Source organism: Streptomyces sp. NPDC053493 (assembly GCF_044544825.1).
GTDB lineage: Bacteria > Actinomycetota > Actinomycetes > Streptomycetales > Streptomycetaceae > Streptomyces.
Genome location: NZ_JBITXS010000004.1, coordinates 244663 through 270705 on the forward strand (window position 1 = coordinate 244663; position 26043 = coordinate 270705).

Genomic DNA, 26043 nt, shown 5'->3' on the forward strand with positions numbered 1-26043 from the left:
TATCGGTAGCCGTTGGGGAGTGGCTGTGACTGGGGCAGGGGCTGGGGTCGGGGCCGGGGCCGGAACGAGGGCCGGGTCCGCGGCGGCGGGCAGGAGGATCAGGGTCGTCATCGCCGACGACGAGCCCCTGATCAGGGCCGGGATCCGGATGATCCTCACCTCCGACCCGCAGATCGAGGTCGTCGCCGAGGCCGTGAACGGCCGCGAGGCGGTCGACCTGGCCCGCGCGCACGCCGCCGACGTGGTGCTGCTCGACATCCAGATGCCGGTGCTCGACGGCCTGTCCGCCCTGCCGGAGCTGCGCCGGGCCGCGCCCTCGACACGGGTGATCGTGCTGACGACCTTCGGTGAACGGGAGAACGTGCTGCGGGCCCTCGAACACGGCGGGGCAGGGTTCCTCCTCAAGGACACGGCGCCGGCTGAGCTGATCGGCGCCGTGCGGGCCGCGGCGGCCGGCGACGCGTATCTCTCTCCCGCCGCCACCCGGCACGTGGTCGAACAGCTCGCCTCGGGCCGGGAGGCGGCGCGCGCCGAGCAGGCCCGCTCCCGACTCACCGCGCTCAGCGAGCGGGAGCGCGAGGTGCTCGCCCTGCTGGGTGAGGGCCTTTCCAACGCCGACGCCGGGCGGCGCCTGCACATGAGCGAGGCCACGGTGAAGACGTACGTGAGCCGGATCCTGGCCAAACTGGGCTGCGAGAACAGGGTGCAGGCCGCGCTGCTCGCCCGCGACGCCGGCCTGTAGGCCCGCTCGGCGTGCGGCGGACGGCGTGCGGCGGACGGCGGCCGGGAGGGCCGCCGCCCTTGGGTGGTTACGGCTTGGTGCCGGGCAGACCGGCGTCGCCCGCCGCGTTGTAGCGGAGCAGATACGACGCGAACGCGGCCAGGTCGTCGGCCGACCAGTCCTTGAGGCGCTCCTCGTACGCGGCGAGCCGGCTCGCCTGCGTCGAGGCGAGGAGCTGGGTGCCGGCGTCGGTCGGGTGCAGCACCTGGACGCGGTGGTCTTCCGGGTCGGGGCGCCGTTCCACCAGGCCGAGCTTCTCCAGGGCCGCGATCTGGCGGCTGACCGTCGACTTGTCCAGCAGGTAGTGCGCCGCGAGATCGGTGGCCCGGCAGCCGTGCCGGTCGTCGATGTGGGCGAGGAGCGTGTACGAGACCAGCGGGAGCTCCGGGTGGAGGCGGGCCGCGGCGGCCCTGGCCCGGCGGGCGAACGCCGTCAGTTCCCGCTGGATGGTGTCGAGGGATGTCTCCCGCGCGCCGCCGCTCATGGTGCGCTCCTTGTCGCCGCAGGCCGGACTCCGCTGGCCGGACCTTCCCTGTCGGTTGTATAGTACAACGGTTGTTTAGTTGTAAAAGCCAACCATGGAGGTTCCGGTGTCCGCAGGACCGTCCGTAGGACCGCACACCAAGGGAGCACTGCGCCACGTCCTCGGCCACCTGCTCACGCCCCTGCTGATGTGCATCGGCATGGGCCTCGCCTACCTGGGCGCCTTTCACGCGCCCGAACCCCACGACCTGCGCGTCGACGTCGTCGGCTCCGGGCCCCAGGCCCAGGTCCTCGCCCAGACCCTCCAGGACAAGGGCGCGGGCGCGCTCGACGTCCGTACCGTTCCCGACCGCGCCACCGCCACCGACGCCCTGCGCGACCGCTCCAGCTTCGGCGCCTACATCCCCGGCCACACCGGCTCCGCGGACCACGCCGGCTCCGCGGACCACGCCGGTGACGCCGGAGGGGCGGCCGCCGGTGCGGCCGCCGGCCGGCCCGAACTGCTCGTCGCCTCCGCCTCCTCCGACACCAGCGCCATGGCCGTCGAGAAGGTCTTCACCAAGGTCGCCGCCACCCAGGGCCAGCCGCTCAAGATCACCGACGTCGCTCCCGTCTCCTCCGGCGACCCCACCGGCCAGGGCGTCTTCTTCCTCCTCGTCGCCCTCAGCATCGGCTCCTACGCCTCCGTCGCCGTCATCGGCGGCGCCGGAGCCGTCCTGCCCATGCGGATCAGGGCCCTGCTCGCCGCCGGCATGTCCCTCGTCGTCAGCGCCATCGGTGCCGTCTTCGCCGGACCCCTCTTCCACCTCGTCGACCACGGACTCGGTGGCGTCTGGGCCCTGTCCTGGCTCTACTGCGCCGGCATCCTGCTGATCGGCGTCGGACTCCACACCTTCCTCAAGCGCTGGACCACCCTCGGCGTCATGGTGCTGTTCGTGATGCTGAACTTCACCAGCTCCGGCGGCATCTACCGGCCCGAACTCCAGCCCGGCTTCTTCGGCTCGCTGCACGCCTTCTGGAACGGCGCCGGATTCGTCGAGGGCGTCCGCGGCCACGTCTACTTCGACGGCCACGCCCTCGGCGGCAACGTCCTCGTCCTGACGCTCTGGCTCCTCGCCGGCATCGCCCTGGCCGCCGTCGCCGGCATCACCGAGACCCGCCGCCGGGCGGTCGCCGCCGCAGCCCCTTCGGCCGCGCACCCCGCCGCCGTTCCCGCCACCGTTCCCGCCGCCGGCGCCCGGCACCGGGCCGGCGCCACGGCCGACGCGGACGCCGAGGAGGAGATGGAGGAAGCGGTCGGCGTCTGACGTCGACAGAGTTGTCCACAGGCCGTTTTCCACAGGGGGAGACGGCCTCCCGCTCCGCCTGTACCGTCATGCCCAGTCGACAGAGTTGATGTTGACGAGAGCAGCGAACGGCGGGGGGCGTCCCATGGGCGAGACCATGACAGCGGTACCGGAACAGCGCGACCACACCACGACCGGCGAGGGCCACGTGCGCGTGCCGCACGTGCCCGGATTCGCCCGGCGCGGCACCGGCGGAGCCGCCTCCGCCAAGCAGCGCGGAAAAGCACTCCGCGACCTCGTGCCCCGCGCCGCCCACGCCCTCGTCGACGCTCCGGCAGACCGCCCCGACGCCGTCCGCGCCGTCGAGGAGTCCAGCCGCGGCCGCGTCCCCGAACTCACACCCATCCGCGTCGGCAGGATGTCCGCCGGCCCCTTCGCCTTCCTGCGCGGCTCGGCCGGGCTCATGGCCCATGACCTCGCTGGCACACCCGTCACCGGCATCGCCGCCCAGATATGCGGAGACGCGCACGCCGCCAACTTCGGCCTCTACGGCGACGCCCGCGGCCGGCTCGTCATCGACCTCAACGACTTCGACGAGACCGTCGTCGGCCCCTGGGAATGGGACCTCAAACGACTCGCCACCTCCCTCGTTCTCGCCGGACGCGAAGCCGGCGCCGACGAGGACACCTGCCGGGCCGCCGCCTTCGACACCGTCGGCGCCTACCGGCGCACCATGCGCCTGCTCGCCCGGCTCCCCGCACTCGACGCCTGGAACGCCATCGCCGACGAGGAACTCGTCTCCCACACCGACGCCCGCGACCTCATAGGCACCCTCGAACGCGTCTCGGCCAAGGCCCGCAACAACACCAGCGCCCGCTTCGCCGCCCGCTCGACCGAGCCCGTGCCCGAGACGGAAGGCGGCGGCAGACGATTCGTCGACGCACCGCCGGTCCTGCGCCGCGTGCCCGACGCGGAGGCGGCCGCCGTCACCGCCTCCCTCGGCCCCTACCTGGAGACCGTCTCCGAGGACCGGCTGCCGCTGCTCGCCCGCTACGCCGTCCACGACGTGGCCTTCCGCGTCGTCGGCACCGGCAGCGTCGGCACCCGGTCGTACGTCGTCCTGCTGCTCGACCACCGGGGCGAGCCGCTCGTCCTCCAGGTCAAGGAGGCCCGACCCTCCGTCCTGCTGCCCCACCTCCCGGCCGCCGGCTTCACGGCGGCGGACGCGGGGCACGAAGGGCGACGCGTGGTGCTCGGACAGAAGCGGATGCAGGTCGTCAGCGACATCCTGCTCGGCTGGACCACCGTCGACGGGCGGCCCTACCAGGTCCGGCAGTTCCGCAACCGCAAGGGCAGCGTCGACCCGGCCGCCCTCACCGCCGACCAGTTCGACGACTACGGCCGCATGACCGGCGCCCTGCTCGCCCGCGCGCATGCCCACAGCGCCGACCCGCGCCTGATAGCCGGCTACTGCGGCAAGAACGAGGAACTCGACGAGGCCATGGCGTCCTTCGCCGTCGCCTACGCCGACCGCACCACCGCGGACCACGCCGACCTCCTGTCGGCGATCCGCACCGGCCGCATAGCGGCCGAACCGGGCGTCTGACCCCGGGCGTCTGACCGCGGGTGTCTGACCCCGGGTGTCTGACCCCGGGTGTCTCGCCTCGGGTGTCTGACCGCGGGTGTCTGACCGCGGGGTGTCTCGCCTCGGGTGTCTGACCCCGGGTGTCTCACCTCGGGCGTCTGGCCTCGGGGTCCGACCTCAGGCGTGTGACCTCAGGGGTCTGGCCTGGGCCGGCCACCCGGGGCGACGGGCGCCCGCTCGACGGCGCGAGCCCGGCTGGGGCGGGCGCGGTCGCGGCGAGCGCGCCGACGGCGCGAGCCCGCTTGGCGCGAGCTGGACGGCGCACGCACCGCAGTTCACGGGGGGAGGGGAGGGGGAGGGAGGGGGGAGGGGCCCCCGGAGGATCGTAGGGTGGGTGGGACAGCCGGAACGAGGACGTGGGCGGGCGTGACGTGAGCGTGGACCAGGGCGTGGATGGCGGGTCCGAGGAGCGGCCCGAGGCGCGGCTCGACCAGGCCGTGCGGGTGGCCGAGCAGGCGCTGATCGAGTTCGAGATCGCGGTGGAGACCTTCCGGGTCGAGGTGGAGAACTTCTCCCGGCTGCACCACCAGAAGCTCGGCCCCGTGTACGCGCGGCTCGACGAGCTCGACGCGCAGATCGCCGAGGCCCGGGCGGCGCGCAGTGGGGATCCCGAGGACCTGCGGCGGGCCCAGGAGGCGCGGGCGGCGGTCATGCCGATGCCCGGCGTGGAGGAGCTGTTCCACGACTGGGTCGACTCCGACGGGCTGTCCGCCGAGGCGGCGGCGATGCTGACGGACCGGCCGGTGCAGCCGCCCAAGCGCGTACGGCCCTCCGACGAGGTGCGCCGGCTGTACCGGGAGCTGGCGCGCAAGGCGCACCCGGATCTGGCGCGGGACGAGGACGAGCGCAAGCGGCGCGAGGAGTTCATCACGCGGGTGAACGCGGCCTACGCCCGTGGTGACGAGGGTCTGCTGCGGGACCTGTCGGAGGAGTGGGCCGCGGGGCCGGCGCCGGAGTCGCGGCTCAGCGAGAGCGAGGAGCTGTACGCACGTCTGGAGTGGCTGGCGCAGCGCAAGGAGATGCTGTCGGTGGTCGCGCGGGAGCTGGAGGAGAGCGCGATCGGCGCGATGCTGCGGATGGCGCCGGACGATCCGGACCGGCTGCTGGAGGAGATCGCGGAGCAACTGCTCGCGCAGGTCGCGGAGCGTGAGGCGGAGCTGGCGGGGCTCGTCGGCTGAGTCGGTGCAGTAGGTTCGACAGTGGTGCGCCCGTGTGGGCGCCGAGTTCTCAGAGGGAAGGCCAGGTCCATGAATTTCGCCCCGCTGCCGTCGGTCGACGCGGCTTCCGTGCCGGCGGACGCTCTGGTTCTTGACGTCCGTGAGGACGACGAGTGGGCGGCCGGTCATGTCGAGGGTGCGCTGCACGTGCCGATGAGTGCTTTCGTGGCGCGGTTCGGTGAGGTGACCGAGGCGGTGGCCGACGGGCGTCGGGCGTTCGTGATGTGCCGGGTGGGTGGCCGGTCGGCGCAGGTCACGCAGTATCTGGTGCAGCAGGGCATCGACGCGGTGAACGTGGACGGCGGGATGCTGGCCTGGGAGGGTGCGGGGCGCCCGATGGTGGCGGACGGCGGGAGCCCCGCGTACGTGCTGTAGCAGCGCGGTGTTCTTACGCGAGGGGGTGGGCGGCGAGGAGGTCGCCGAGTTCCTCCTCGTGGCGGGCGGCCGGGCCGAGGGACAGTTCGAGGTGTTTGGCCCAGGCGTGGTAGCGGTGCAGCGGGTAGTCGGTGTCGGCGCCGAAGCCGCCGTGGAGGTGCTGGGCGGTCTGGACGACGCGGCGTACGCCTTCGGAGGCCCAGATCTTGGCGACGGCGATGTCCGCGGCGGCGGGCAGGGGTCCGGCGGCGTCGGTGGTGATGCGCCAGGCGGCCTGCCAGAGGGTGGCTTCCATGGCGCGTAGGTCGATGTAGCGGTCGGCGGCCTGGACGGCGACGGCTTGGAAGGTGGCCACGGGGTGGCCGAACTGTTCCCGTTTGCCGGTGTACCGGCTGGTCATGGCGAGGACCTGTTCGCCGAGGCCGAGGGCGAGGGCGCAGGTCCCGGTGGTGAGCAGGGCGTGGAGTCGTTCCCAGGCGCCTTCGGTGTCGATGACGTCGGCCGGTTCGAGGCGGACGTCGTCGAGGTGGAGTGCGGCGAGGTGTTCGCCGTGGGTGCCGTACTGGTCGGCCAGGCTGAGGCCGGGGTGGGTGCGGGGCAGCAGGGCGATGACGGCGCGGCCGTCGGGTGTGTGGGCGGGCACGGCGATGAGGTCGGCTGTGTGGGCCCAGGGGACGGTGCCGGTGTGGCCGTCGAGGGTCCAGCCGGTGTGGTCGCGGCGGGCGGTGACGGCGAGGGGTGCCGGGTCGTGGCCGGTGCGGCCGTGGGCGGCGGCGGTGAGGACGAGTGCGCCGCGGGCGATGCGGGGGAGCAGGGCGTCGGCGGTGGTGGCGGGCGCGTACTGCTGGAGGGTGAGGGCGACCGCGCTGGTTTCGAGGAGTGGGACGCGGGCGAGGGCGCGGGCGGATTCGCGCAGGACGAGGCAGAGGGCGATGGGGTCGAGTCCGGCGCCGCCGTGGGCGGGGTCGAGGACGAGGCCGAGCAGGTCGGTGTCGGCGAGGCGGGTCCAGAGGGCGCGGTCGAGGTCGTCGGCGACCGCGCCCTGGGTGAGGGCGGGGCTGGGTACGGCGTCGGGGCTGACGTCGGCGAAGACGGCCTTGGCCGTTTCGACGGCCGCTTGCTGTTCTTCGGTGAAGGTGAAGTCCACTGTCCTGTCCCTTCCGGCCCGCTGGCATCGCGTCTGACGGGTCGTCAAGATAGAACAGGTTCTACCGGAAGGGAATGGACGGGGACGGGCGAGGACGGGCCCGCTCGGCGGTGGTCCGGGCCGGTGGCCGGAGTGAGCGGTCCGGGTCAGCGGTCGAAGTCGAGCTCGACCTCCGGGGTGGCGGGGTGCGACTGGCAGGCCAGGACGTAGCCGGCGTCGGTCTCCTCGGGCTCCAGGGCGAAGTTGCGGTCCATGCGGACCTCGCCGGAGACGAGGAAGGCGCGGCAGGTGCCGCAGACGCCGCCCTTGCAGGCGTACGGGGCGTCCGCCCGGGCGCGCAGCACGGTGTCCAGCAGCGTTTCGCCCTGCTGGACCGGCCAGTTGCCGGACCGGCCGTGGAGGGTGGCGGTCAGTGTGGCGTGGGCCGGGGCGTCCGCCGCGGGGACCGGGGCGGGTGCGGAGCCGTCGTCGACGTGGAAGATCTCCTGGTGGACGCGGGCGCGGTCGACGCCGAGGTCGCGCAGGGCCTGCTCGGCGCTCTGCACCAGGCCGAACGGCCCGCACAGGAACCAGCCGTCGATGTCGCCGACCGGGAGGAGCGCGGGCAGCAGGGCGCTGAGCCGCTCGTGGTCGAGCCGCCCGGAGGGGAGGCCTGACTGCTGTTCCTCGCGGGAGAGCACGGTGACCAGCTGGAAGCGGCCGGGGAAGCGGTCCTTGAGGTCGGCGACCTCGTCGAGGAACATCGTGGAGGCCGCGGTGCGGTCGCTGCGCACGAGGCAGAAGCGGGCTTCGGGTTCCCGGGCGAGCAGGGTGGTGGCCATGGAGAGGACCGGGGTGATGCCGCTGCCGCCGACGACGGCCGCGAAGTGTCCGGGGCGCGGGGCGAGGACGAAGCGGCCGGTGGGCTCCATGACGTCGACGGTGTCGCCGACGGCGAGTTCCTTGAGGGCGTACGTGGAGAACTCGCCTCCGTCGACGAGGCGGATGCCGACGCGCAGGACGGGCGGCTCGCCCGCGGCGGCGGCCGGGGCGCAGATGGAGTAGGTGCGGCGGATCTCCTCGCCGTGCGGGCCGGTGCGGCGCAGGGCGACGTGCTGGCCCGGGGTGTGGCGGTAGGCGTCGTGCAGCTCGGCGGGGATCGCGAAGGTGACGGCCACGGAGTCGTCGGTGAGCTGCTCGACCTCGCTCACCCGGAGCGGATGGAACCCGGCCCGTCCGGCGCTGGAGGACGGCATCTACAACTCCTTGAAGTGGTCGAACGGTTCGCGGCAGGCGGTGCAGCGGCGCAGTGCCTTGCACGCGGTGGAGGAGAAGCGGCTGAGGAGCTCGGTGTCGGTGGAGCCGCAGTGGGGGCAGCGGATCGCGAGGGTGAGCGCGACGGGGCCGCCGGCGGGGCCTTGGGGCCGGGGCGGGGCGATGCCGAACTCGGCGAGTTTGCGGCGGCCTTCCTCGGTGATGTCGTCCGTCGACCAGGCGGGGCTGAGGACGGTGACGACGCTGACCTCGGGCACGCCGTGCTCGTGGAGGGCCTTTTCGATGTCGGTGGACATCGTCTCGACGGCCGGGCAGCCGGTGTACGTCGGGGTGAGCTCGACCTCGACGCGGCCGGGGCCCTGGACGTGGACGCCGCGCAGGACGCCGAGGTCGGCGAGGGTGAGGACGGGCAGCTCGGGGTCGGGGACGGCGCCGGCGATGCGGGCCAGCTCCTCCTCGAGGGCGGTGGGTGCCGTGGTCACCATGTCGCCCCCGGGTGGCTGCGGTGGAGGTGCTGCATCTCGGCGAGCATCCGGCCGAAGTGCTCGGTGTGCAGGCCCTGGCGGCCGGCTCCGGCGCGCCAGGCTCCGGTGCGCGGCCCGGACGGGACGGTGAGTCCGGCCCGTTCGAGGACGGTGGTGACGGAGTCGAGCCAGGCGCCGTCCATCGCGGTGGTGTCCAGGTCGAGTCCGTCGAGGGGCTGGAACATCTCGCCGGTGTAGCGCCAGAGGGCGTCGCAGGCCTGCTGCATGCGCCGGTGGCTCTCGTCGGTGCCGTCGCCGAGGCGCAGGGTCCAGTGCTCGGCGTGGTCCTGGTGGTAGGCGACTTCCTTGACGGCCTTGGCGGCGAGGCCGGCGAGCGGGCCGTCGGTGCCGGCGAGCTGTCCGTAGAGGAGGCGCTGGTAGGTGGAGAAGTACAGCTGGCGGGCGATGGTGTGGGCGAAGTCGCCGTTGGGCTGTTCGACGAGCTGGCAGTTGCGGAAGGCGCGCTCTTCGCGGAGGTAGGCCAGTTCGTCCTCGTCGCCGACGAGGGAGAGCAGGACGCGGGCCTGGCCGAGGAGGTCGAGCGCGATGTTGGCGAGGGCGACCTCTTCTTCGAGGACGGGTGCGTTGCCCGCCCACTCCCCCAGGCGCTGGGCGAGGACGAGGGCGTCGTCGCCGAGGGCGAGCGTCGCGGCCGGGACGGTGGTGGCTTCGGCGGTCACAGGTGCTTCACCCCGTCCGGGATCTCGTAGAAGGTGGGGTGGCGGTAGGGCTTGTCGGCCGCGGGCTCGAAGAAGGGGTCCTTCTCGTCGGGCGAGGAGGCGGTGATCGCGGCGGAGGGGACGACCCAGATCGACACGCCTTCGTTGCGGCGGGTGTAGAGGTCGCGGGCGTTGCGCAGGGCCATCTCGGCGTCCGGCGCGTGCAGGCTGCCGGCGTGGGTGTGGGACAGTCCGCGGCGCGAGCGCACGAACACCTCCCACAGCGGCCATCCGTCGGTGGTCATGCCCGTGCCTCCCCGTCCGTGTGCGGTCCGGCGCCTTCGCCGGTGATGTGCTGGTGGTGCTTGTCGGCGTGCTTCTCGGCGTACGCCGCGGCGGCGTCCCGGACCCAGGCGCCGTCCTCGTGCGCCTGGCGGCGCTTGGCGAGCCGCTGCTCGTTGCAAGGGCCGTTGCCCTTGAGGACGTCCCAGAACTCGTCCCAGTCGATCGGGCCGAAGTCGTAGTGCCCGCGCTCCTCGTTCCACTTGAGGTCGGGGTCGGGGAGGGTGAGGCCGAGGGCCTCGGCCTGCGGGACGGCGATGTCGACGAAGCGCTGGCGCAGCTCGTCGTTGGAGTGGCGCTTGATCTTCCAGGCCATCGCCTGGGCCGAGTGCGTCGACTCGTCGTCCGGCGGACCGAACATCATCAGCGAGGGCCACCACCAGCGGTCGACCGCGTCCTGGGCCATGGCGTGCTGGGCCTCGGTGCCGCGGGAGAGGGCGAGGAGGGCCTCGTACCCCTGGCGCTGGTGGAAGGACTCCTCCTTGCAGACGCGGACCATGGCGCGCGCGTACGGCCCGTAGGAGCAGCGGCAGAGCGGGACCTGGTTGGTGATGGCGGCGCCGTCGACGAGCCAGCCGATCGCGCCGACGTCGGCCCAGGTCAGCGTGGGGTAGTTGAAGATCGAGGAGTACTTCTGGCGGCCGGAGTGGAGCTTGTCGAGGAGCTCGTCGCGGCTCGTGCCGAGGGTCTCCGCGGCGCTGTACAGATACAGGCCGTGGCCGGCCTCGTCCTGGACCTTGGCCATGAGGATCGCCTTGCGCCGCAGGGAGGGCGCGCGGGTGATCCAGTTGGCCTCCGGCTGCATGCCGATGATCTCGGAGTGGGCGTGCTGCGCGATCTGGCGGACCAGCCCGGCCCGGTAGGCGTCGGGCATCCAGTCGCGGGGCTCGATGCGTTCGTCGGCGGCGATGGCCGCGTCGAACACCGCTTCAAGGGCGGACTCGGGCACCGCCGACTCCGCTGTCGCTGTCGTCTCTGCCGTACCTGCGGTCATCGGACCCCCTACCGACCGATCGTTCGGTTGAATGACTTCAATGGTCGTTCGGCGGCCCGTATGGTGTCAACCCTGTGGATAACCGTTGAGCCGATCGGGAGCGGGGCGCGATGGACTCGTACGAGGACGAGGGCGTGGGCGAGCCCGGTCCGGGGCGTTCGCCCGAACGGGTGGGCAGACCTGCCGGACCCGAACGGGTGGCCGACTCCGCCGGAGCCGGACGAGGACCGGACGCCGAACCGGAGACCGGGCAGGACGTCGAGGCAGAGGTCGAGCCGGGCGCCGAACGAGGAGTCGAGCGGGACGTCGAGCCGGACGCCGGGCGGGAAGCCGCCGACCCGGGCCCGAACGGGAGCGCGGAGGGCGCGCGGGCCGGGATCGCGGCGCTCTCCATGCCGTACCAGGTGGCCGCGGCCGTCGCCCTCGCCGTCCTCGGCGTCTTCGCCTGCGTCCACCTCGCGATGGTCTTCCTGCACGTCGCGCCGTCGAACACGGTCACCAAGAAGCACGGCGAGGCCGTCGACGACTGGGTCTATCCCGAGTTCGAGCAGAACTGGAAGCTCTTCGCCCCCAACCCGCTCCAGCAGAACATCTCCGTCGAGGTCCGCGCCGAGATCGCCGGGAAGGGCGGCGGCCGCACGACCACCGATTGGATCGACCTGTCCGCCCAGGACACGGCGCGGATCCGCGGCAACGTCCTGCCCAGCCACACCGCGCAGAACGAGCTGCGCAGGGCCTGGGACTTCTATCTCAACTCCCACACCGACGACCACCGCCCCAACGGGCTGCGCGGGGAGCTCTCCGGGCAGTACATGCGGCGGATCGTGATGCTGCGGCTCGACGAGCGGGCGCTCGGCGGCACGGTCGAGAAGATCCAGCTGCGCTCCGTCTCCCGGCCCGTCCCGTCGCCCGCGTGGAGCACCGAGCGGACCGACACGCGGCCGGTCGTCCGCGACTATCCGTGGTGGCGGATCACCGACGCCGACCGGCCCGCGGGTTCCGCCGAAGCTGCCGAAGCCTCCGGTGCCGACCGGCCCGCCGGATCCGCCGAGACCACGGCCCAGGCCAGGACGGAGACGGCCCGATGACGCAGACCCCCGCCGCCCCGCGGCCCCGCGTGCCCTTCGACCGGCGGCTGGCCGCCGGCGTCCAGAAGGTCACGGCCCACGCCCTCGGCCCGTACCAGACGGCGATCGTCCGGATCGGCTTCTCCTTCACCTGGCTGCTGTTCCTGGTGCGCGAGTGGCCCCACCGGCTCGAGCTGTACGGCCCCGACGGCCCCTGGTCCTGGGAGATGGGCCGGCGGCTGATCACCGACAACCGCTCCTTCACCGTCCTGATGTGGTCGGACGGCCGGCTCTGGTTCGAGATCGTCTACGGCCTCGCGATCCTCTCCGCCGTCCTGATGCTGCTCGGCTGGCACACCCGGGCCGTCTCCGTGGTGTTCATGGCCGGCGTGATGTCCCTGCAGAACCGCTCCATCTTCATGGGCGACGGCGGCGACAACGTCGTCCACCTGATGTCGCTCTACCTCGTCCTCACCCGCTGCGCCCAGGTCTGGTCGCTCGACGCCCGGCGCGCCACCCGCGCCGCCCGGGAAGGCCGGGAAGGCCGGGGCGAGGACGGGATCGTGGGGCCGCTGCTGTGGACGGTGCTCGGCGGGCTCCTGATGGCCGCCACGTACTTCTCCGGCGTCACCGGTGAGTGGTGGCTGCTGGTGCTGATGTGGGTGCTGTGGCTGGGGCAGGGACTGTGGTGGCTGGTGAGCCGTTACGCCGCCGACGAGCCGCGCGTCCTCCTCGACGTCGTCGCCAACCTGGTCCACAACGGCGCCCTCGTCGTGATCATGGCGGAGGTCTGCCTGATCTACGCCACGGCCGGCTGGTACAAGGTCCAGGGCTCGCGCTGGCAGGACGGCACCGCGCTGTACTACCCGCTCAAGCTCGACTACTTCGCGCCCTGGCCGGAGCTGTCCGCCCTGCTCGGCGCGAGCGGGCTGATGGTGCTGCTGCTGACCTACGGCACCGTGATCGTCCAGGTCGCGTTCCCCTTCACGCTCTTCAACCGCAAGGTCAAGAACGTGCTGCTGGTCGCGATGATCCTGGAACACGCCGGCATCGCCGCGCTGCTCGGGCTGCCGTTCTTCTCGCTCGCGATGATCGCGGCGGACGCGGTGTTCCTGCCGACGGCGTTCCTGGTCTGGCTCGGCGCGCGGGCGGCGCGGGGCCGGGACCGGCTGCTGGGGCGGGCGGCGCCGGTGGACGGCGCGGCGCGGGTGCCGCGGCAGAGCCGTTCGGGTGACGCGGAAAGCAGCCGTACCCTCGTCGGGTGAGCACCACCGAAGAACACGCCGTGCCGCCCGTCGAGGGCACCGAGCCCGTCCAGTACGACGAGGGCTACGGCTCCGAGGTCGGCGTCGGGCCGCATCCGGAGCCGTGGCCGCAGGGCGAGCACTACGACCCGGAGCTGCTGGCCGGCGGCGACCGGCGCAACGTCGTCGACCGCTACCGGTACTGGACGCGCGAGGCGATCGTCGCGGACCTGGACACCCGGCGCCACGACTTCCACGTGGCCGTGGAGAACTGGGGCCACGACTTCAACATCGGTTCGGTGGTGCGGACCGCCAACGCCTTCCTGGCGAAGGAGATCCACATCGTCGGGCGGCGGCGCTGGAACCGGCGCGGGGCCATGGTCACCGACCGCTACCAGCATGTGCGTCACCACCCGGACACGGCGGCCCTGACCGCGTGGGCGGCGGCCGAGGACCTGCCGATCATCGGCATCGACAACCTGCCGGGCGCGGTGCCGCTGGAGCGGACGGTGCTCCCGCGGCGGTGTGTGCTGCTGTTCGGGCAGGAGGGTCCCGGCCTCACGGAGGAGGCCCGCGCGCACGCGGCGATGGTCTGCTCGATCGCCCAGTTCGGTTCGACGCGGTCGATCAACGCGGGCGCGGCGGCGGCGGTGGCGATGCACGCCTGGGTGCAGCGGTACGCGGAGATCGACTGAGCGTCGCCCGGACGGTCCTTCGCCCCCGACGCCTGAGGGCGTCGAGGGCGAAGGACGGGTGAAGGAGCGTCGCGGAGGGCGTCAGGACTGGCGGCGGACCTCGACGACGCGGAAGCGGTTGGACACGAAGGCGCCGTCGCAGAGGGCGGCGTTCGCGGCCGGGTTGCCGCCGGAGCCGTGGAAGTCGGAGAAGGCGGCGGTCTGGTTGACGTAGACGCCGCCCGTGAGGTTCAGGGACAGCTGGGCCGACTCCTCCAGGCACACCTCTTCCACGGCGCGCTCGACCTCGGGCGAGGTCGTGTACGCGCCGACGGTCATCGCGCCCTTCTCGCGGACCGTGCGGCGGAGCAGCTCCAGGGCGTCGGTGGTGGAGTCGACGGACACGGCGAAGGACACCGGGCCGAAGCACTCGGAGAAGTAGGCCGCCTCGGAGTCGGGCTTGGAGCCGTCCAGCTTCACGATGACCGGCGTGCGGACGACGGCCTCGGGGAAGTCGGGGTTCACGACCTCGCGGGAGGCGAGGGCCACCTCGCCCAGGCCGGCCGCGGCCTCCAGGCGGGCCTTGACGTCCGGGTTGACGAGGGCGCCGAGCAGGGCGTTCGCGCGGGCGTCGTCGCCGAGCAGGCCGCCGACCGCGCCGGCGAGGTCGGCGACGACCTCGTCGTAGGACTTCGGGCCCTGGTCGGTGCTGATGCCGTCGCGCGGGATCAGCAGGTTCTGCGGGGTGGTGCACATCTGGCCGCTGTAGAGGGACAGCGAGAAGGCCAGGTTGGAGAGCATGCCCTTGTAGTCGTCGGTGGAGTCGACGACGACCGTGTTGACGCCGGCCTTCTCCGTGTAGACCTGGGCCTGGCGGGCGTTGGCCTCCAGCCAGTCGCCGAAGGCGGTCGAGCCGGTGTAGTCGATGATCCGGATCTCGGGGCGGACGGCCAGCGTCTTGGCGATGCCCTCGCCGGGCCGCTCGGCGGCCAGCGCCACCAGGTTGGGGTCGAAGCCGGCCTCGGCGAGGACCTCGCGGGCGACCCGGACGGTGAGGGCCAGCGGCAGGACGGCGCGCGGGTGCGGCTTGACCAGGACCGGGTTGCCGGTGGCCAGGGAGGCGAACAGGCCCGGGTACCCGTTCCAGGTGGGGAAGGTGTTGCAGCCGATGACGAGCGCGATGCCGCGGGCGACCGGCGTGAACTCCTTGGCCAGCTCCAGCGGCTCGCGCTTGCCCTGCGGCTTGGACCAGGCGGTGCGGCCGGCCGGGGTGCGGGTCTGCTCCTCGTACGCGTACGCCACGGCCTCCAGGCCGCGGTCCTGGGCGTGCGGCCCGCCGGCCTGGAAGGCCATCATGAACGCCTGGCCGCTGGTGTGCATGACGGCGTGGGCGAACTCGTGGGTGCGGGCGGAGATCCGGGCGAGGATCTCCAGGCACACCAGGGCGCGGGTCTCGGGCCCGGCGTCCCGCCAGGCGGCCGTGCCGGCGCGCATCGCGGGCAGCAGCACGTCGATGTCGGCGTGCGGATACTCCACGCCGAGGGCCGGGCCGTAGGGCGAGGTCTCGCCGTCGGTCCAGCCGTCGGTGCCGGGCTGGTCGAGCTCGAAGCGCTTGCCGAGCAGGCCCTCGTAGGCGGCGAGGCCGGCGGCGGCGTCCAGCGAGCCGTTCTCTCCGTAGGCCTTGGGGTGCTCCGGGAACGGGGACCAGTAAGCACGGGTGCGGATCGTGGCGAGTGCCTGATCGAGCGTGGACCGGTGCTTGTCGGCCAGACGGTCGGTGGTCAGCTGAGCGGTGGCCATGGATGGACCAACTCCTCGTCGAGCTGGGCAGGGAGACGCGTACGGAGTTAGAGTAACCGAACGATCGGTCGGGACAAGGGGGTCCGACGATCCTGTGGAAAACCCATCGGGGAGGATCACTCCTATGACCGCCAACGCGAACGTCCGCCCGGGGAGCGACGAGGTGTCGGCCGACGGGGCCGGGCCGATCGATCCGAGCCGCACCGTCGCCGTCGTCGGCACGGGCACCATGGGCCAGGGCATCGCCCAGGTGGCCCTGGTCGCGGGCCACCCCGTACGTCTCTACGACAGCGCGCCCGGCCGGGCCGAGGAGGCGGTGACCGCGGTCGCGGGCCGCCTGGACCGGCTCGTCGAGAAGGGCCGGCTCGACAAGACCGACCGGGACGCGGCGGTCGCCCGGCTGCACGCGGCCGGCGCCCTCGCCGAGCTCTCCGACGCCGCCCTGGTCGTCGAGGCGATCGTCGAGCAGCTCTCCGTCAAGCAGCGGCTGTTCGCCGAGCTCGAGGACGTCGTCGGCGCGGACACCGTCCTCGCCACCAACACCTCCTCGCTCTCGGTCACCGCGATCGCGGGCGGCCTGAAGCGCCCCGGCCGCTTCGTCGGACTGCACTTCTTCAACCCGGCGCCGCTGCTGCCGCTGGTCGAGGTCGTGAGCGGCTTCGCCACCGGCCCGGACACCGCCACGCGCGCGTACGAGACGGTCAAGGGCTGGGGCAAGACGCCGGTGCGCTGCACCGACACGCCCGGCTTCATCGTGAACCGGGTCGCCCGCCCCTTCTACGCGGAGGCGCTGCGCCTCTACGAGGAGGGCGCCGCCGACCCGGCCACGATCGACGCGGCCCTGCGCGAGTCCGGCGGCTTCCGGATGGGCCCGTTCGAGCTGACCGACCTCATCGGCCAGGACGTCAACGAGGCCGTGACCCGCTCCGTGTGGGAGTCCTTCTACCAGGACCCGAAGTTCACGCCCTCGCTCGCGCAGCGGCGGCTCGTCGAGTCGGGCCGGCTCGGCCGGAAGTCGGGCCACGGCTGGTTCTCGTACGCGGAGGGCGCCGAGCGCCCCGAGCCGCACACCGCGGCGCCGGAGAAGGCGCCCGCGCGGATTACCGTGCGCGGGGACCTCGGGCCCGCCCAGCCGCTCGTGGATCTCTTCGAGCAGGCCGGCGTCGTCGTCCGGCGCAAGAAGGGCGACGGATTCGTGGACCTGCCGTCGGGTGCCCGGCTCTGCCTGGCGGACGGCGAGACCTCCTTCGAGTACCACCAGGAGGACGTCGTCTACTTCGACCTCGCGCTCGACTACGAGAAGGCGGGCCGGATCGTCCTGTCGGCGCGTGAGGGCATCTCTCCGGAGGGCCTCGCCGAGGCCGTGGGCCTCTTCCAGGCGACCGGCAAGCAGGTGTCGGTGATCGGCGACGTGCCCGGCATGATCGTGGCCCGTACGGTCGCGATGCTCGCGGACCTGGCGGCCGACGCCGTCGAGCGGGGCGTGGCGACCGCCGAGGACGTGGACACGGCGATGCGCCTCGGGGTCAACTATCCGGCCGGCCCGCTGGAGTGGGCCGGGCGCCTCGGCCACCGGCGCGCGTGCGGCCTGCTCAAGGCGATGCACGACCGGTGTCCGACGGGGCGGTACGCGCCGAGCCCGGGCCTCATGCGCCGGGCCTACGCCGAGGAAGCCGAGGAGGCGAGATGACCACCGCGCGACGCGACACGTACACGCCGGAGACCCTGCTCTCGGTCGCCGTGCGGGTCTTCAACGACCGCGGCTACGACGGCACCTCCATGGAGCACCTGTCCAAGGCGGCGGGGATCTCCAAGTCGTCGATCTACCACCACGTGGCGGGCAAGGAGGAGCTGCTGCGGCGGGCGGTCAGCCGGGCGCTCGACGGGCTCTTCGCCGTCCTCGACGAGCCGGCCGCGAACCGCGGCCGGGCCGTCGACCGGGTCGAGTACGTGACCCGGCGCACCGTCGAGGTGCTGATGGAGGAGCTGCCGTACGTGACGCTGCTGCTGCGCGTGCGGGGCAACACCACGACCGAGCGGTGGGCCCTGGAGCGGCGGCGCGAGTTCGACCACCGGGTCGCCGACCTCCTGAAGGCGGCGGCGGCCGAGGGAGACCTGCGGGCGGACATGGACATCCGGCTCGCCACCCGGCTGCTCTTCGGCATGGTCAACTCGCTGGTGGAGTGGTACCGGCCGCACCACGACACCGTGGCCGAGCGCGAGCAGCTGGTGGACACGGTCGTCCGGCTCGCCTTCGACGGGCTGCGCACGCCCCGCTGAGCCGCGCGCCCGCGCGTTCTTCCGCCGTTCCTCGACCGCCCGCCCGGGCCTCCCGGGCGGGCGGTCGCGTCTTCCGGCCCTGGCAGGCATCCGGCAGATCCGCGGCCGGCCCCTGGCGGGCGCCTGGCGGGCCCTCCCGGGCGGGCCCGCTGGCCGGGGGCCCGTGGGTCAGCCGCGGCGGTCCGCCGGGTACGGGTCGAGGTCGGTCTCCTCGAAGACCAGCAGCGTGCGGGTCGAGAGCACCTCGGGGATCGACTGGAGGCGGGTGAGCACCAGCTCGCGCAGGGTCCTGTTGTCCGGCGTGTGCACCAGGAGCAGGACGTCGAAGTCGCCGCTGACCAGCGCGATGTGCGCGGCGCCCGGCAGCGCCTGGAGCTGCTCGCGCACGGTGCGCCAGGAGTTCTGGACGATCTTGAGCGTGATGTAGGCGGAGGCGCCGTGCCCGGCGCGCTCGTGGTTGACGCGGGCGCCGAAGCCCCGGATCACGCCGTCGTCGATGAGCCGGTTGATCCGCGCGTACGCGTTGGCGCGCGACACGTGGACCCGCTCGGCGACCGAGCGGACCGAGGCGCGTCCGTCGGCCTGCAGCAGCCGCAGGATGTCCCGGTCGACGGCGTCCAGCGGGCGGGCGGGCGCCATCGGGGAGACGATGGCAGGGCCGGCCGGGAGGGCGGCGCCCGGGGGCGCGTTCAGGGGCGCTGAATCGGAGCGCTCCTCGACGTCGGCCATTTGTTCATCCGCCATGTCCCCCCGCCTCTCTCCAGTGGACGACCTGCACCCATCCCAAGCTGTGGAGAACCGTTTGTCCACAGGCTGAAGGTGCCTGTAGCCAAAATGCCTCCACGACCGAACAATCGGTAGGTGAGGCGCGCCACATTCCGCGCCCCCCGCCTTCGGGTGTTATGCCCGCTCCCACGAGGAGGTGGACTCGTTGCGACAGCGCAGTTCGACAGTCCAAGAGCCCCCCGGTGCCGTCCGCGCCTACCGGCCCACCCCGCCCCCCGCCTGGCAGCCGCGCACCGACCCGGCGCCGCTGCTGCCGGACGCGGAGCCGCTGCGTGTGCTCGGCACCGACGCGGTGGCCGACGCCGACCCCGAGCTGCTGCTCCGCCTCTACCGCGAGCTCGTCCGCGGCCGCCGGTACAACGCGCAGGCGACCGCCCTCACCAAGCAGGGCCGGCTCGCCGTCTACCCCTCCACGACCGGCCAGGAGGCCAGCGAGGTCGCGGCCGCGCTGGCCCTGGAGGAGCGGGACTGGCTCTTCCCCTCGTATCGCGACACCCTCGCGGCCGTCGCCCGCGGCCTCGACCCCGTGCAGGCCCTGACCCTGCTGCGCGGCGACTGGCACACCGGCTACGACCCGCACGAGCACCGCATAGCCCCGCTCAGCACCCCGCTCGCCACCCAGCTGCCGCACGCGGTCGGGCTCGCCCACGCCGCCCGGCTCAAGGGCGACGACGTCGTGGCGCTCGCCATGGTCGGCGACGGCGGCACGAGCGAGGGCGACTTCCACGAGGCGCTGAACTTCGCCGCCGTCTGGCAGGCCCCGGTCGTCTTCCTGGTGCAGAACAACGGCTTCGCGATCTCCGTGCCGCTCGCCAAGCAGACCGCCGCCCCGTCGCTCGCCCACAAGGCCGTCGGCTACGGCATGCCCGGCCGGCTCGTCGACGGGAACGACGCGGTCGCCGTCCACCAGGTGCTGACCGAGGCCGTCGCCCGCGCCCGGCGCGGCGGCGGGCCCACGCTCGTCGAGGCGATCACCTACCGCATCGACGCCCACACCAACGCCGACGACGCCACCCGCTACCGCGGCGACAGCGAGGTCGAGACCTGGCGGGCGCACGACCCGATCCTGATCCTGGAGCGGGAGCTGACCGAGCGCGGCATCCTCGACGAGGAGGCCCGCCGCGCGGCGGCGGAGGACGCCGAGACGATGGCGGCGCGGCTGCGCGAGCGGATGAACGCCGACCCCGTGCTCGACCCGATGGACCTGTTCGCCCACGTCTACGCCGACAGGACCGCGCAGCTGCGCGAGCAGGCGGCGCAGCTGAAGGCGGAGCTCGACGCCGAGAGCGAGGCGGGATGACCACCCACGCGACAGCGCGGCCGGCCGCGAAGGCGGCCGCCAAGCCCGCCACCATGGCGCAGGCCCTGCAGCGCGCCATGCGCGACGCCATGGCCGAGGACCCCACCGTCCATGTGATGGGCGAGGACGTGGGCACCCTCGGCGGCGTCTTCCGCGTCACCGACGGCCTGGCCAAGGAGTTCGGCGAGGACCGCTGTACGGACACGCCGCTGGCCGAGGCGGGCATCCTCGGCACGGCCGTCGGCATGGCGATGTACGGGCTGCGCCCGGTCGTGGAGATGCAGTTCGACGCCTTCGCCTACCCGGCGTTCGAGCAGCTGATCAGCCATGTCTCGCGGATGCGCAACCGCACCCGCGGCACGATGCCGATGCCGATCGTGGTCCGTGTGCCGTACGGCGGTGGGATCGGCGGCGTCGAGCACCACAGCGACTCCTCCGAGGCCTACTACATGGCGACGCCGGGCCTCCACGTCGTCACCCCGGCGACCGTCGAGGACGCCTACGGCCTGCTGCGGGCCGCGATCGCCTCCGACGACCCCGTGGTCTTCCTGGAGCCCAAGCGGCTCTACTGGTCGAAGTCCGACTGGTCGCCCGAGGCGCCGGCGGCCGTCGAGCCGATCGGCAAGGCGGTCGTGCGCCGCCGCGGCACCAGCGCCACGCTCATCACCTACGGCCCGTCGCTGCCGGTGTGCATGGAAGCCGCCGAGGCGGCCGAGGCGGAGGGCTGGGACCTGGAGGTCGTCGACCTGCGCTCGCTCGTGCCGTTCGACGACGAGACCGTGTGCGCGTCGGTGAAGCGCACCGGGCGGGCCGTCGTCGTGCACGAGTCGACCGGATTCGGCGGGCCCGGCGGCGAGATCGCCGCCCGGGTCACCGAGCGCTGCTTCCACCACCTGGAGGCGCCGGTGCTGCGGGTCGCGGGCTTCGACATCCCCTACCCGCCGCCGATGCTGGAGCGGCACCACCTGCCGGGCGTGGACCGGGTCCTCGACGCGGTCGCGCGGCTCCAGTGGGAGGCGGGCAGCTGATGGCGCAGGTGCTCGAATTCAAGCTGCCCGACCTCGGCGAGGGCCTCACCGAGGCCGAGATCGTGCGCTGGCTCGTCGACGTCGGCGACGTCGTCGCCATCGACCAGCCGGTCGTCGAGGTCGAGACGGCCAAGGCGATGGTGGAGGTGCCCTGCCCGTACGGCGGTGTGGTCACCGCCCGGTTCGGCGACGAGGGAACCGAACTGCCCGTCGGCGCACCGCTTCTGACGGTCGCCGTCGGCGGCGCGCCGGGCACCCCGGCGGCGCCCGCGGCGACGACCGGCGCCACGCCCGCGCAGGCCGCCGAGTCGGCGGATTCGGCGGAGTCCTCGGAGTACTCGGGCAACGTGCTCGTCGGCTACGGCACCGCCGGGCCCGCCGCCCGGCGCCGCCGGGTCCGGCACCAGACGCCCACCGCCGACCCGGCGCAGGCCGCGCCCGCGCCCGCCGCGGTGGCCGTCGCCGAGCCTCTCGGGCCGGTGCCCGTGATCTCGCCGCTGGTGCGCAAGCTCGCCCGCGACAAGGGACTCGACCTGCGGCAGGTCCGCGGCTCGGGACCCGAAGGCCTGATCCTGCGGGCGGACGTGGAGACGGCCCTCGCCCTCAGGGACCGGCCCGCACCGGCCCCGCAGGCCGCGCCCGCCCAGGCCCCGGCCGCCGTGGCCGCCGTCGGCGAGCGCGTACCGCTGCGCGGTGTGCGCGGCGCCGTCGCCGACAAGCTGTCGCGCAGCCGCACCGAGATACCGGACGCCACCTGCTGGGTCGACGCCGACGCGACCGAACTCATGGCGGCGCGCGCCGCGATGAACGCGGCGGGCGGACCGAAGATCTCCGTGCTCGCGCTGCTCGCCCGGATCTGCACCCACGCGCTGGCCCGCTTCCCCGAGCTCAACTCCACGGTCGACACGGCCGCCCGGGAGATCGTCCGGCTGCCGTCCGTGCACCTCGGGTTCGCCGCCCAGACCGACCGCGGCCTGGTCGTCCCGGTCGTACGGGACGCGGGCGGCCGCACGGCCGAGTCGCTGACCGCGGAGTTCGCGCGCCTGACGGAGTCCGCGCGGCAGGGCACGCTGACGCCGGCGGACCTGACCGGCGGCACGTTCACCCTGAACAACTACGGGGTGTTCGGCGTCGACGGCTCCACGCCGATCATCAACCACCCCGAGGCGGCCATGCTCGGCGTGGGCCGGATCGTCCCCAAGCCGTGGGTGCACCAGGGCGAGCTGGCGGTGCGTCAGGTGGTGCAGCTGTCGCTCACCTTCGACCACCGGGTGTGCGACGGCGGTACGGCCGGCGGCTTCCTGCGCCACGTGGCCGACTGCGTCGAGAACCCGGCGGTGCTGCTGCGCACGCTCTGAGAGGACTCCGCCGGGTGCACACCGGCCGGGGCACGGGGCCCCGGCGGTTCCCGGCGGCCTTGTCCGGGACCCAACCCCACGCCGGGTCCCGGACGCGTTCGACCTGACCGGGCCGTCCGTCTCCCTCCGTGAGACGAACGGTCCGGCTCGGCCGTTCGAGGGCCGGCGCGGACCATACTGCTGGGATGACGCCCGCGTACGACGCCCTCGTGCTCGCCGGCGGCGCCGCCCGGCGCCTCGGCGGGACCGACAAGCCCGCCGTACGGGTCGGTGGGCGGCCGCTGCTCGACCGGGTCCTCGCCGGCTGCCGCGACGCCGCCCGCACCGTGGTCGTCGCCCCGCCCCGGCCCACCGCCCGCCCCGTCGAGTGGACCCGCGAGGACCCGCCCGGCGGCGGCCCGGTCGCCGCCCTCGCCGCGGGCCTCGGCCGCCTGGCCGGCCCGCCGGCCGGTGACGTCCCCGGCGACCCCGCGACACCCCAGCAGGGCGCCGGCCTCGTCCTGGTCCTCTCCGCCGACCTGCCGTTCTTCGACCGCGCGGCCGCGCGGCGGCTGGTGGACGCGCTCGCCGGGGACGAGGAGGCCGAGGCGGTGGTGACGGTCGACGGCGAGGGCAGGGAGCAACCGCTCGTCGCGGTGTACCGGAGCGCGGCGCTGCGACGGGAGGTGACGGCCGCGGCGGCCGAGCACGGGAGTCTGGACGGGCTCGCGCTGCGGCGGATCGTCGGGCGGCTGCGCGTCGCCCGGGTCGCGGCCGAGCGGGCGGCGTCGTTCGACTGCGACACCTGGGAGGACATCGCCACGGCCCGGGCGCGGATCAGGGAGCATGGGAACGTGCTGGATGAATGGATCACCGCAGTCAAGGACGAACTGGGCATCGACCTGGACGTCGACACGGGCGTGCTGCTCGACCTGGCCCGTGACGCCGCGCACGGCGTCGCACGGCCCGCCGCGCCGCTGACCACGTTCCTGGTCGGGTACGCGGCGGCCAAGGCCGCCGACGGCCAGGGCGGCCCCGAGGCCGTGGCGGAGGCGGCGCGCAAGGCCACCGCGCTCGCCCTGCGCTGGGCCGCCGAGCAGGACGACGCCGGATGACCATGCAGGAGCGCGTGCCCGACGACGGCGTGGACGACGCCCTGGCCCTCGTCGGCCGGCGCCGGCCGGACCCGGCCCCCCGCGAGCCCGCCCGCGGCGAGCCCGCTCCCGGCAAGGCCGCCGCTCACGAGACCGGCCGGCACCGCGCCACCGCCTGGCCCGAGGCCCGGACCGCCGCCGCGCGGGCCGGAGCGAGGGCGGCGGCGGCCCGCCGGCCCGGCACCCTACCGCTCGACCGGGCGCTCGGCCGGATCCTGGCCGGCCCGCTGCACGCGCTCACCGACCTGCCCTCCTTCGACACCTCCGCCATGGACGGCTGGGCGGTGGCCGGCCCGGGGCCCTGGCGGATCGCCCCCGAGCAGGCCGTCCTCGCCGGTCATGCGGCCGCCTGCGAACTCGTCGACGGCGACGCGGTGCGGATCGCGACGGGCGCCCGGGTGCCGGCCGGGGCGACCGCCGTCGTCCGCGGCGAGCACGCCCGCGCCGACAGCGCCGGGCAGCTGCACGCCCGGCGGGAGGTCGTCCACGGGCAGGACATCCGTCCCCGTGGCCAGGAGTGCCGCGCCGGCGACCGGCTGCTGCCCGCCGGAAGCACCGTCACCCCGGCCGTCCTGGGCCTCGCCGCCGCGGCCGGCTACGACGAACTGACGGTGCACCCGCGTCCCCGCGTGGAGGTGCTCGTCCTCGGCGACGAACTGCTCACCACCGGGCTTCCCCGCGAGGGCCTGATCCGCGACGCCCTCGGCCCGCTGCTCGGTCCCTGGCTCCGGGCGCTCGGCGCCGAGGTGCTCGGCACCCGCCGGATCGGCGACGACGCCGAGGAGCTGTACGCGGCCGTCACCGGTTCCGCGGCCGACGTGGTCGTCACCACCGGCGGCACGGCGGCCGGACCCGTCGACCACGTCCACCCGGTCCTCGCCAAGGCCGGCGCGGCCCTGCTCGTCGACGGCGTGAAGGTCCGGCCGGGACACCCGATGCTCCTCGCCGAACTGGGCGGCGCGCCCGCACCAGTCCCCCCGACCACGGACCAGACCTCAGCGCCGAGCGCCCCCGGCCCCACCAGCGCCACCGACTCCACCGGGCCCACCGGCCCCTTCGCTCCCCGGCACCTCGTGGGCCTCCCCGGCAATCCGCTCGCGGCCGTGTCCGGGCTGCTCACGCTCGCCGAGCCGCTGCTGCGCACCCTGGCGGGCCGGCCGTCCCCGGAGCCGTACCGCGTCCCCGTACGCCAGGAGATCCAGGGCCACCCGTACGACACCCGGCTCGTCCCCGTGGTGCTGCGCGGCGACGAGGCCGTGCCGCTGCACTACAACGGGCCCGCGATGCTGCGCGGGATCGCGGCCGCCGACGGCATGGCCGTGGTCCCGCCCGGCGGCGCCAGGGCCGGGCAGGCGCTCGACGTCCTCGACCTTCCCTGGCCGGCCGCCGGGTCCGACCCGGCCGTGTCCGGCGAAGGAGTGTGTTTCACGTGAAACTTCCCAGCCGCGACGTGATGGCGCGCCAGGCGGACGAGAAGGTCGCGGGTCCGCGCCTCCGGCTGCCGCGCCCCGTGGTCGAAAGGCCCCTGCGGCAGGTGGCCAAACGGCTGCTCATGGCGCTCGCCGTGATGGTCGTGACCGTGCTCATCGTCTACCTCGACCGGTCGGGCTACCACGACAACGCCGACGAGCAGGTCGACTTCCTCGACAGCGTCTACTACGCGACCGTCACCCTCTCCACCACCGGCTACGGCGACATCGTCCCGTACAGCGACTCCGCCCGGCTCGCGAACATCCTGCTGGTCACGCCGCTGCGCGTGCTGTTTCTGATCATCCTGGTCGGTACCACCCTCGAGGTCCTCACGGAACGGACCCGGGAGGAGTTCCGGCTCAACCGCTGGAGGGCCGCCTTGCGCGAGCACACCGTCATCGTCGGCTTCGGCACCAAGGGGCGCTCGGCGATCCAGACGCTGTGCGCGACCGGTCTGCGCAAGGAGCAGATCGTCATCGTCGATCCGTCCAACAAGGTGATCGAGGCCGCCAACGCCGACGGATTCGTCGGCGTCGTCGGCGACGCGACTCGCAGCGACGTGCTGCTGCGCGCCGAGGTGCAGAAGGCCCGTCAGATCGTCATCGCCACCCAGCGCGACGACACCGCCGTCCTCGTGACCCTGACGGCCCGCCAGCTCAACCGTGGCGCGAAGATCGTCGCCGCGGTCCGCGAGGAGGAGAACGCGCCGCTGCTGCGCCAGTCCGGCGCCGACGCCGTGATCACCAGCGCCAGCGCCGCCGGCCGGCTGCTCGGCCTGTCCGTGCTCAGCCCCAGCGCGGGCACGGTGATGGAGGACCTGATCCAGCAGGGCTCGGGGCTCGATCTCGTGGAACGCCCGGTGACCAAGGCCGAGGCGGGTCGCAGCGTACGCGAGACGGACGACCTGGTGGTAAGCGTGCTCCGCGGCCACCGGCTGCTCGGTTACGACGATCCCGCCGCCAGCCCGCTCCAGCTCACCGACCGGGTGATCACGATCGTGCGCGCGGCGCCCATCACGCCGCTCACCACGCCGTCGGAGGACTGACGCCGGGGACGGCTGACACCCGGGGACGGCTGACACCCGGGGACGGCTGGCACCCGGGGACGGCTGACCCGCGGACAGCTGGTCCCGCGCCCGCTCGCCCCCGCGCCCCGTCGGCCTCCGTCCGGTCGCTCCCGCGCCCCGTCGGCCCCGC

Annotated in this window: 25 protein-coding genes; 16 read left to right on the forward strand and 9 right to left on the reverse strand. The window is 73.7% G+C overall.

The features are described from left to right. Window positions 1-97: 97 nt before the first annotated feature. Window positions 98-742, forward strand: a complete 645-nt coding sequence (locus tag ACIGO8_RS14460) for a response regulator (protein ID WP_399730055.1) — start codon at window positions 98-100, stop codon at window positions 740-742. A 67-nt stretch (window positions 743-809) separates the two neighbouring features. On the opposite strand, the gene ACIGO8_RS14465 is transcribed toward ACIGO8_RS14460, so the two are convergent. Then, window positions 810-1265 carry a MarR family winged helix-turn-helix transcriptional regulator gene (locus ACIGO8_RS14465; RefSeq protein WP_399729134.1) on the reverse strand — a complete coding sequence of 152 codons (456 nt, stop codon included), beginning with the start codon at window positions 1263-1265 and terminating at the stop codon, window positions 810-812. A 106-nt stretch (window positions 1266-1371) separates the two neighbouring features. On the opposite strand from ACIGO8_RS14465, the gene ACIGO8_RS14470 reads away from it, so the two are divergent. The 4 genes from ACIGO8_RS14470 (at window position 1372) to ACIGO8_RS14485 (ending at window position 5787) form a co-directional block, all read left to right on the forward strand. Continuing rightward, window positions 1372-2571 (forward strand): hypothetical protein, encoded by a 1200-nt coding sequence (locus tag ACIGO8_RS14470; RefSeq protein ID WP_399729136.1) that lies wholly within the window; start codon window positions 1372-1374, stop codon window positions 2569-2571. A gap of 124 nt (window positions 2572-2695) precedes the next feature. Continuing rightward, a complete protein-coding gene (locus tag ACIGO8_RS14475; RefSeq protein ID WP_399729139.1) occupies window positions 2696-4156 on the forward strand; it encodes a DUF2252 domain-containing protein in 1461 nt (486 codons plus the stop codon). Window positions 4157-4566: 410 nt separating this feature from the next. Further along, a complete protein-coding gene (locus ACIGO8_RS14480) occupies window positions 4567-5373 on the forward strand; it encodes a J domain-containing protein (protein WP_399729142.1) in 807 nt (268 codons plus the stop codon). Window positions 5374-5442: 69 nt separating this feature from the next. Continuing rightward, window positions 5443-5787, forward strand: a complete 345-nt coding sequence (locus ACIGO8_RS14485; protein ID WP_399729145.1) for a rhodanese-like domain-containing protein — start codon at window positions 5443-5445, stop codon at window positions 5785-5787. Window positions 5788-5800: 13 nt separating this feature from the next. On the opposite strand, the gene ACIGO8_RS14490 is transcribed toward ACIGO8_RS14485, so the two are convergent. From ACIGO8_RS14490 to paaA, 6 genes are all read right to left on the reverse strand, one after another. Beyond that, window positions 5801-6934 carry an acyl-CoA dehydrogenase family protein gene (locus ACIGO8_RS14490; protein ID WP_399729148.1) on the reverse strand — a complete coding sequence of 378 codons (1134 nt, stop codon included), beginning with the start codon at window positions 6932-6934 and terminating at the stop codon, window positions 5801-5803. A 146-nt stretch (window positions 6935-7080) separates the two neighbouring features. After that, the gene (locus ACIGO8_RS14495) at window positions 7081-8169 is read right to left on the reverse strand and encodes a 2Fe-2S iron-sulfur cluster-binding protein (protein WP_399729150.1); all 1089 of its coding nucleotides are present in this window, start codon (window positions 8167-8169) and stop codon (window positions 7081-7083) included. After that, a complete protein-coding gene (paaD, locus tag ACIGO8_RS14500) occupies window positions 8170-8673 on the reverse strand; it encodes a 1,2-phenylacetyl-CoA epoxidase subunit PaaD (RefSeq protein WP_399729153.1) in 504 nt (167 codons plus the stop codon). Next, window positions 8667-9392, reverse strand: coding sequence for a 1,2-phenylacetyl-CoA epoxidase subunit PaaC (gene paaC, locus ACIGO8_RS14505; RefSeq protein ID WP_399729155.1), 726 nt, complete (start codon window positions 9390-9392; stop codon window positions 8667-8669). Before paaC ends, paaD begins: the two co-directional genes overlap by 7 nt. After that, entirely contained in the window at window positions 9389-9676 is a 288-nt protein-coding gene (gene paaB / locus ACIGO8_RS14510; RefSeq protein ID WP_399729158.1) for a 1,2-phenylacetyl-CoA epoxidase subunit PaaB, read from the reverse strand. Before paaB ends, paaC begins: the two co-directional genes overlap by 4 nt. After that, window positions 9673-10707: a 1,2-phenylacetyl-CoA epoxidase subunit PaaA gene (gene paaA, locus ACIGO8_RS14515; protein WP_399729161.1), complete on the reverse strand. Its 1035-nt coding sequence runs from the start codon at window positions 10705-10707 to the stop codon at window positions 9673-9675. Before paaA ends, paaB begins: the two co-directional genes overlap by 4 nt. Before the next feature lie 110 nt (window positions 10708-10817). Here paaA and ACIGO8_RS14520 point away from each other — a divergent pair, with 110 nt between their 5' ends. Genes ACIGO8_RS14520 through ACIGO8_RS14530 form a run of 3 tightly spaced genes read left to right on the forward strand, consistent with a single transcriptional unit; the run spans window position 10818 to window position 13713 of the window. Continuing rightward, window positions 10818-11795: a DUF5819 family protein gene (locus ACIGO8_RS14520; protein WP_399729164.1), complete on the forward strand. Its 978-nt coding sequence runs from the start codon at window positions 10818-10820 to the stop codon at window positions 11793-11795. Continuing rightward, window positions 11792-13039: an HTTM domain-containing protein gene (locus tag ACIGO8_RS14525; protein WP_399729167.1), complete on the forward strand. Its 1248-nt coding sequence runs from the start codon at window positions 11792-11794 to the stop codon at window positions 13037-13039. The genes ACIGO8_RS14520 and ACIGO8_RS14525 overlap by 4 nt, the downstream gene beginning before the upstream one ends. Continuing rightward, window positions 13036-13713, forward strand: a complete 678-nt coding sequence (locus tag ACIGO8_RS14530; RefSeq protein WP_399729170.1) for a TrmH family RNA methyltransferase — start codon at window positions 13036-13038, stop codon at window positions 13711-13713. Before ACIGO8_RS14525 ends, ACIGO8_RS14530 begins: the two co-directional genes overlap by 4 nt. Before the next feature lie 81 nt (window positions 13714-13794). On the opposite strand, the gene paaN is transcribed toward ACIGO8_RS14530, so the two are convergent. Further along, window positions 13795-15492 (reverse strand): phenylacetic acid degradation protein PaaN, encoded by a 1698-nt coding sequence (gene paaN, locus ACIGO8_RS14535; protein WP_399729173.1) that lies wholly within the window; start codon window positions 15490-15492, stop codon window positions 13795-13797. 124 nt (window positions 15493-15616) lie between these two features. On the opposite strand from paaN, the gene ACIGO8_RS14540 reads away from it, so the two are divergent. Next, window positions 15617-17182 (forward strand): 3-hydroxyacyl-CoA dehydrogenase, encoded by a 1566-nt coding sequence (locus ACIGO8_RS14540; RefSeq protein ID WP_399729175.1) that lies wholly within the window; start codon window positions 15617-15619, stop codon window positions 17180-17182. Then, window positions 17179-17772, forward strand: a complete 594-nt coding sequence (locus tag ACIGO8_RS14545) for a TetR/AcrR family transcriptional regulator (RefSeq protein ID WP_399729177.1) — start codon at window positions 17179-17181, stop codon at window positions 17770-17772. The genes ACIGO8_RS14540 and ACIGO8_RS14545 overlap by 4 nt, the downstream gene beginning before the upstream one ends. 168 nt (window positions 17773-17940) lie before the next feature. Here the strand turns inward: ACIGO8_RS14545 and ACIGO8_RS14550 are convergent, their stop codons facing one another. After that, window positions 17941-18501 (reverse strand): Lrp/AsnC family transcriptional regulator, encoded by a 561-nt coding sequence (locus ACIGO8_RS14550; protein WP_399730058.1) that lies wholly within the window; start codon window positions 18499-18501, stop codon window positions 17941-17943. 193 nt (window positions 18502-18694) lie between these two features. Here ACIGO8_RS14550 and pdhA point away from each other — a divergent pair, with 193 nt between their 5' ends. From pdhA to ACIGO8_RS14580, 6 genes are all read left to right on the forward strand, one after another. Beyond that, on the forward strand, window positions 18695-19858 hold the full coding sequence (pdhA, locus tag ACIGO8_RS14555) for a pyruvate dehydrogenase (acetyl-transferring) E1 component subunit alpha (protein WP_399729180.1): 1164 nt from the start codon (window positions 18695-18697) through the stop codon (window positions 19856-19858). Beyond that, a complete protein-coding gene (locus tag ACIGO8_RS14560) occupies window positions 19855-20886 on the forward strand; it encodes an alpha-ketoacid dehydrogenase subunit beta (RefSeq protein WP_399729182.1) in 1032 nt (343 codons plus the stop codon). The genes pdhA and ACIGO8_RS14560 overlap by 4 nt, the downstream gene beginning before the upstream one ends. Further along, complete coding sequence (locus ACIGO8_RS14565; RefSeq protein ID WP_399729185.1) at window positions 20886-22244, forward strand: dihydrolipoamide acetyltransferase family protein; 1359 nt, start codon at window positions 20886-20888, stop codon at window positions 22242-22244. Before ACIGO8_RS14560 ends, ACIGO8_RS14565 begins: the two co-directional genes overlap by 1 nt. A 185-nt stretch (window positions 22245-22429) precedes the next feature. Then, window positions 22430-23338: an NTP transferase domain-containing protein gene (locus tag ACIGO8_RS14570; protein WP_399729187.1), complete on the forward strand. Its 909-nt coding sequence runs from the start codon at window positions 22430-22432 to the stop codon at window positions 23336-23338. Further along, on the forward strand, window positions 23335-24810 hold the full coding sequence (locus ACIGO8_RS14575; protein WP_399729189.1) for a molybdopterin molybdotransferase MoeA: 1476 nt from the start codon (window positions 23335-23337) through the stop codon (window positions 24808-24810). The genes ACIGO8_RS14570 and ACIGO8_RS14575 overlap by 4 nt, the downstream gene beginning before the upstream one ends. Beyond that, window positions 24807-25892: a potassium channel family protein gene (locus ACIGO8_RS14580; protein ID WP_399729192.1), complete on the forward strand. Its 1086-nt coding sequence runs from the start codon at window positions 24807-24809 to the stop codon at window positions 25890-25892. Before ACIGO8_RS14575 ends, ACIGO8_RS14580 begins: the two co-directional genes overlap by 4 nt. Window positions 25893-26043 lie beyond the last annotated feature (151 nt).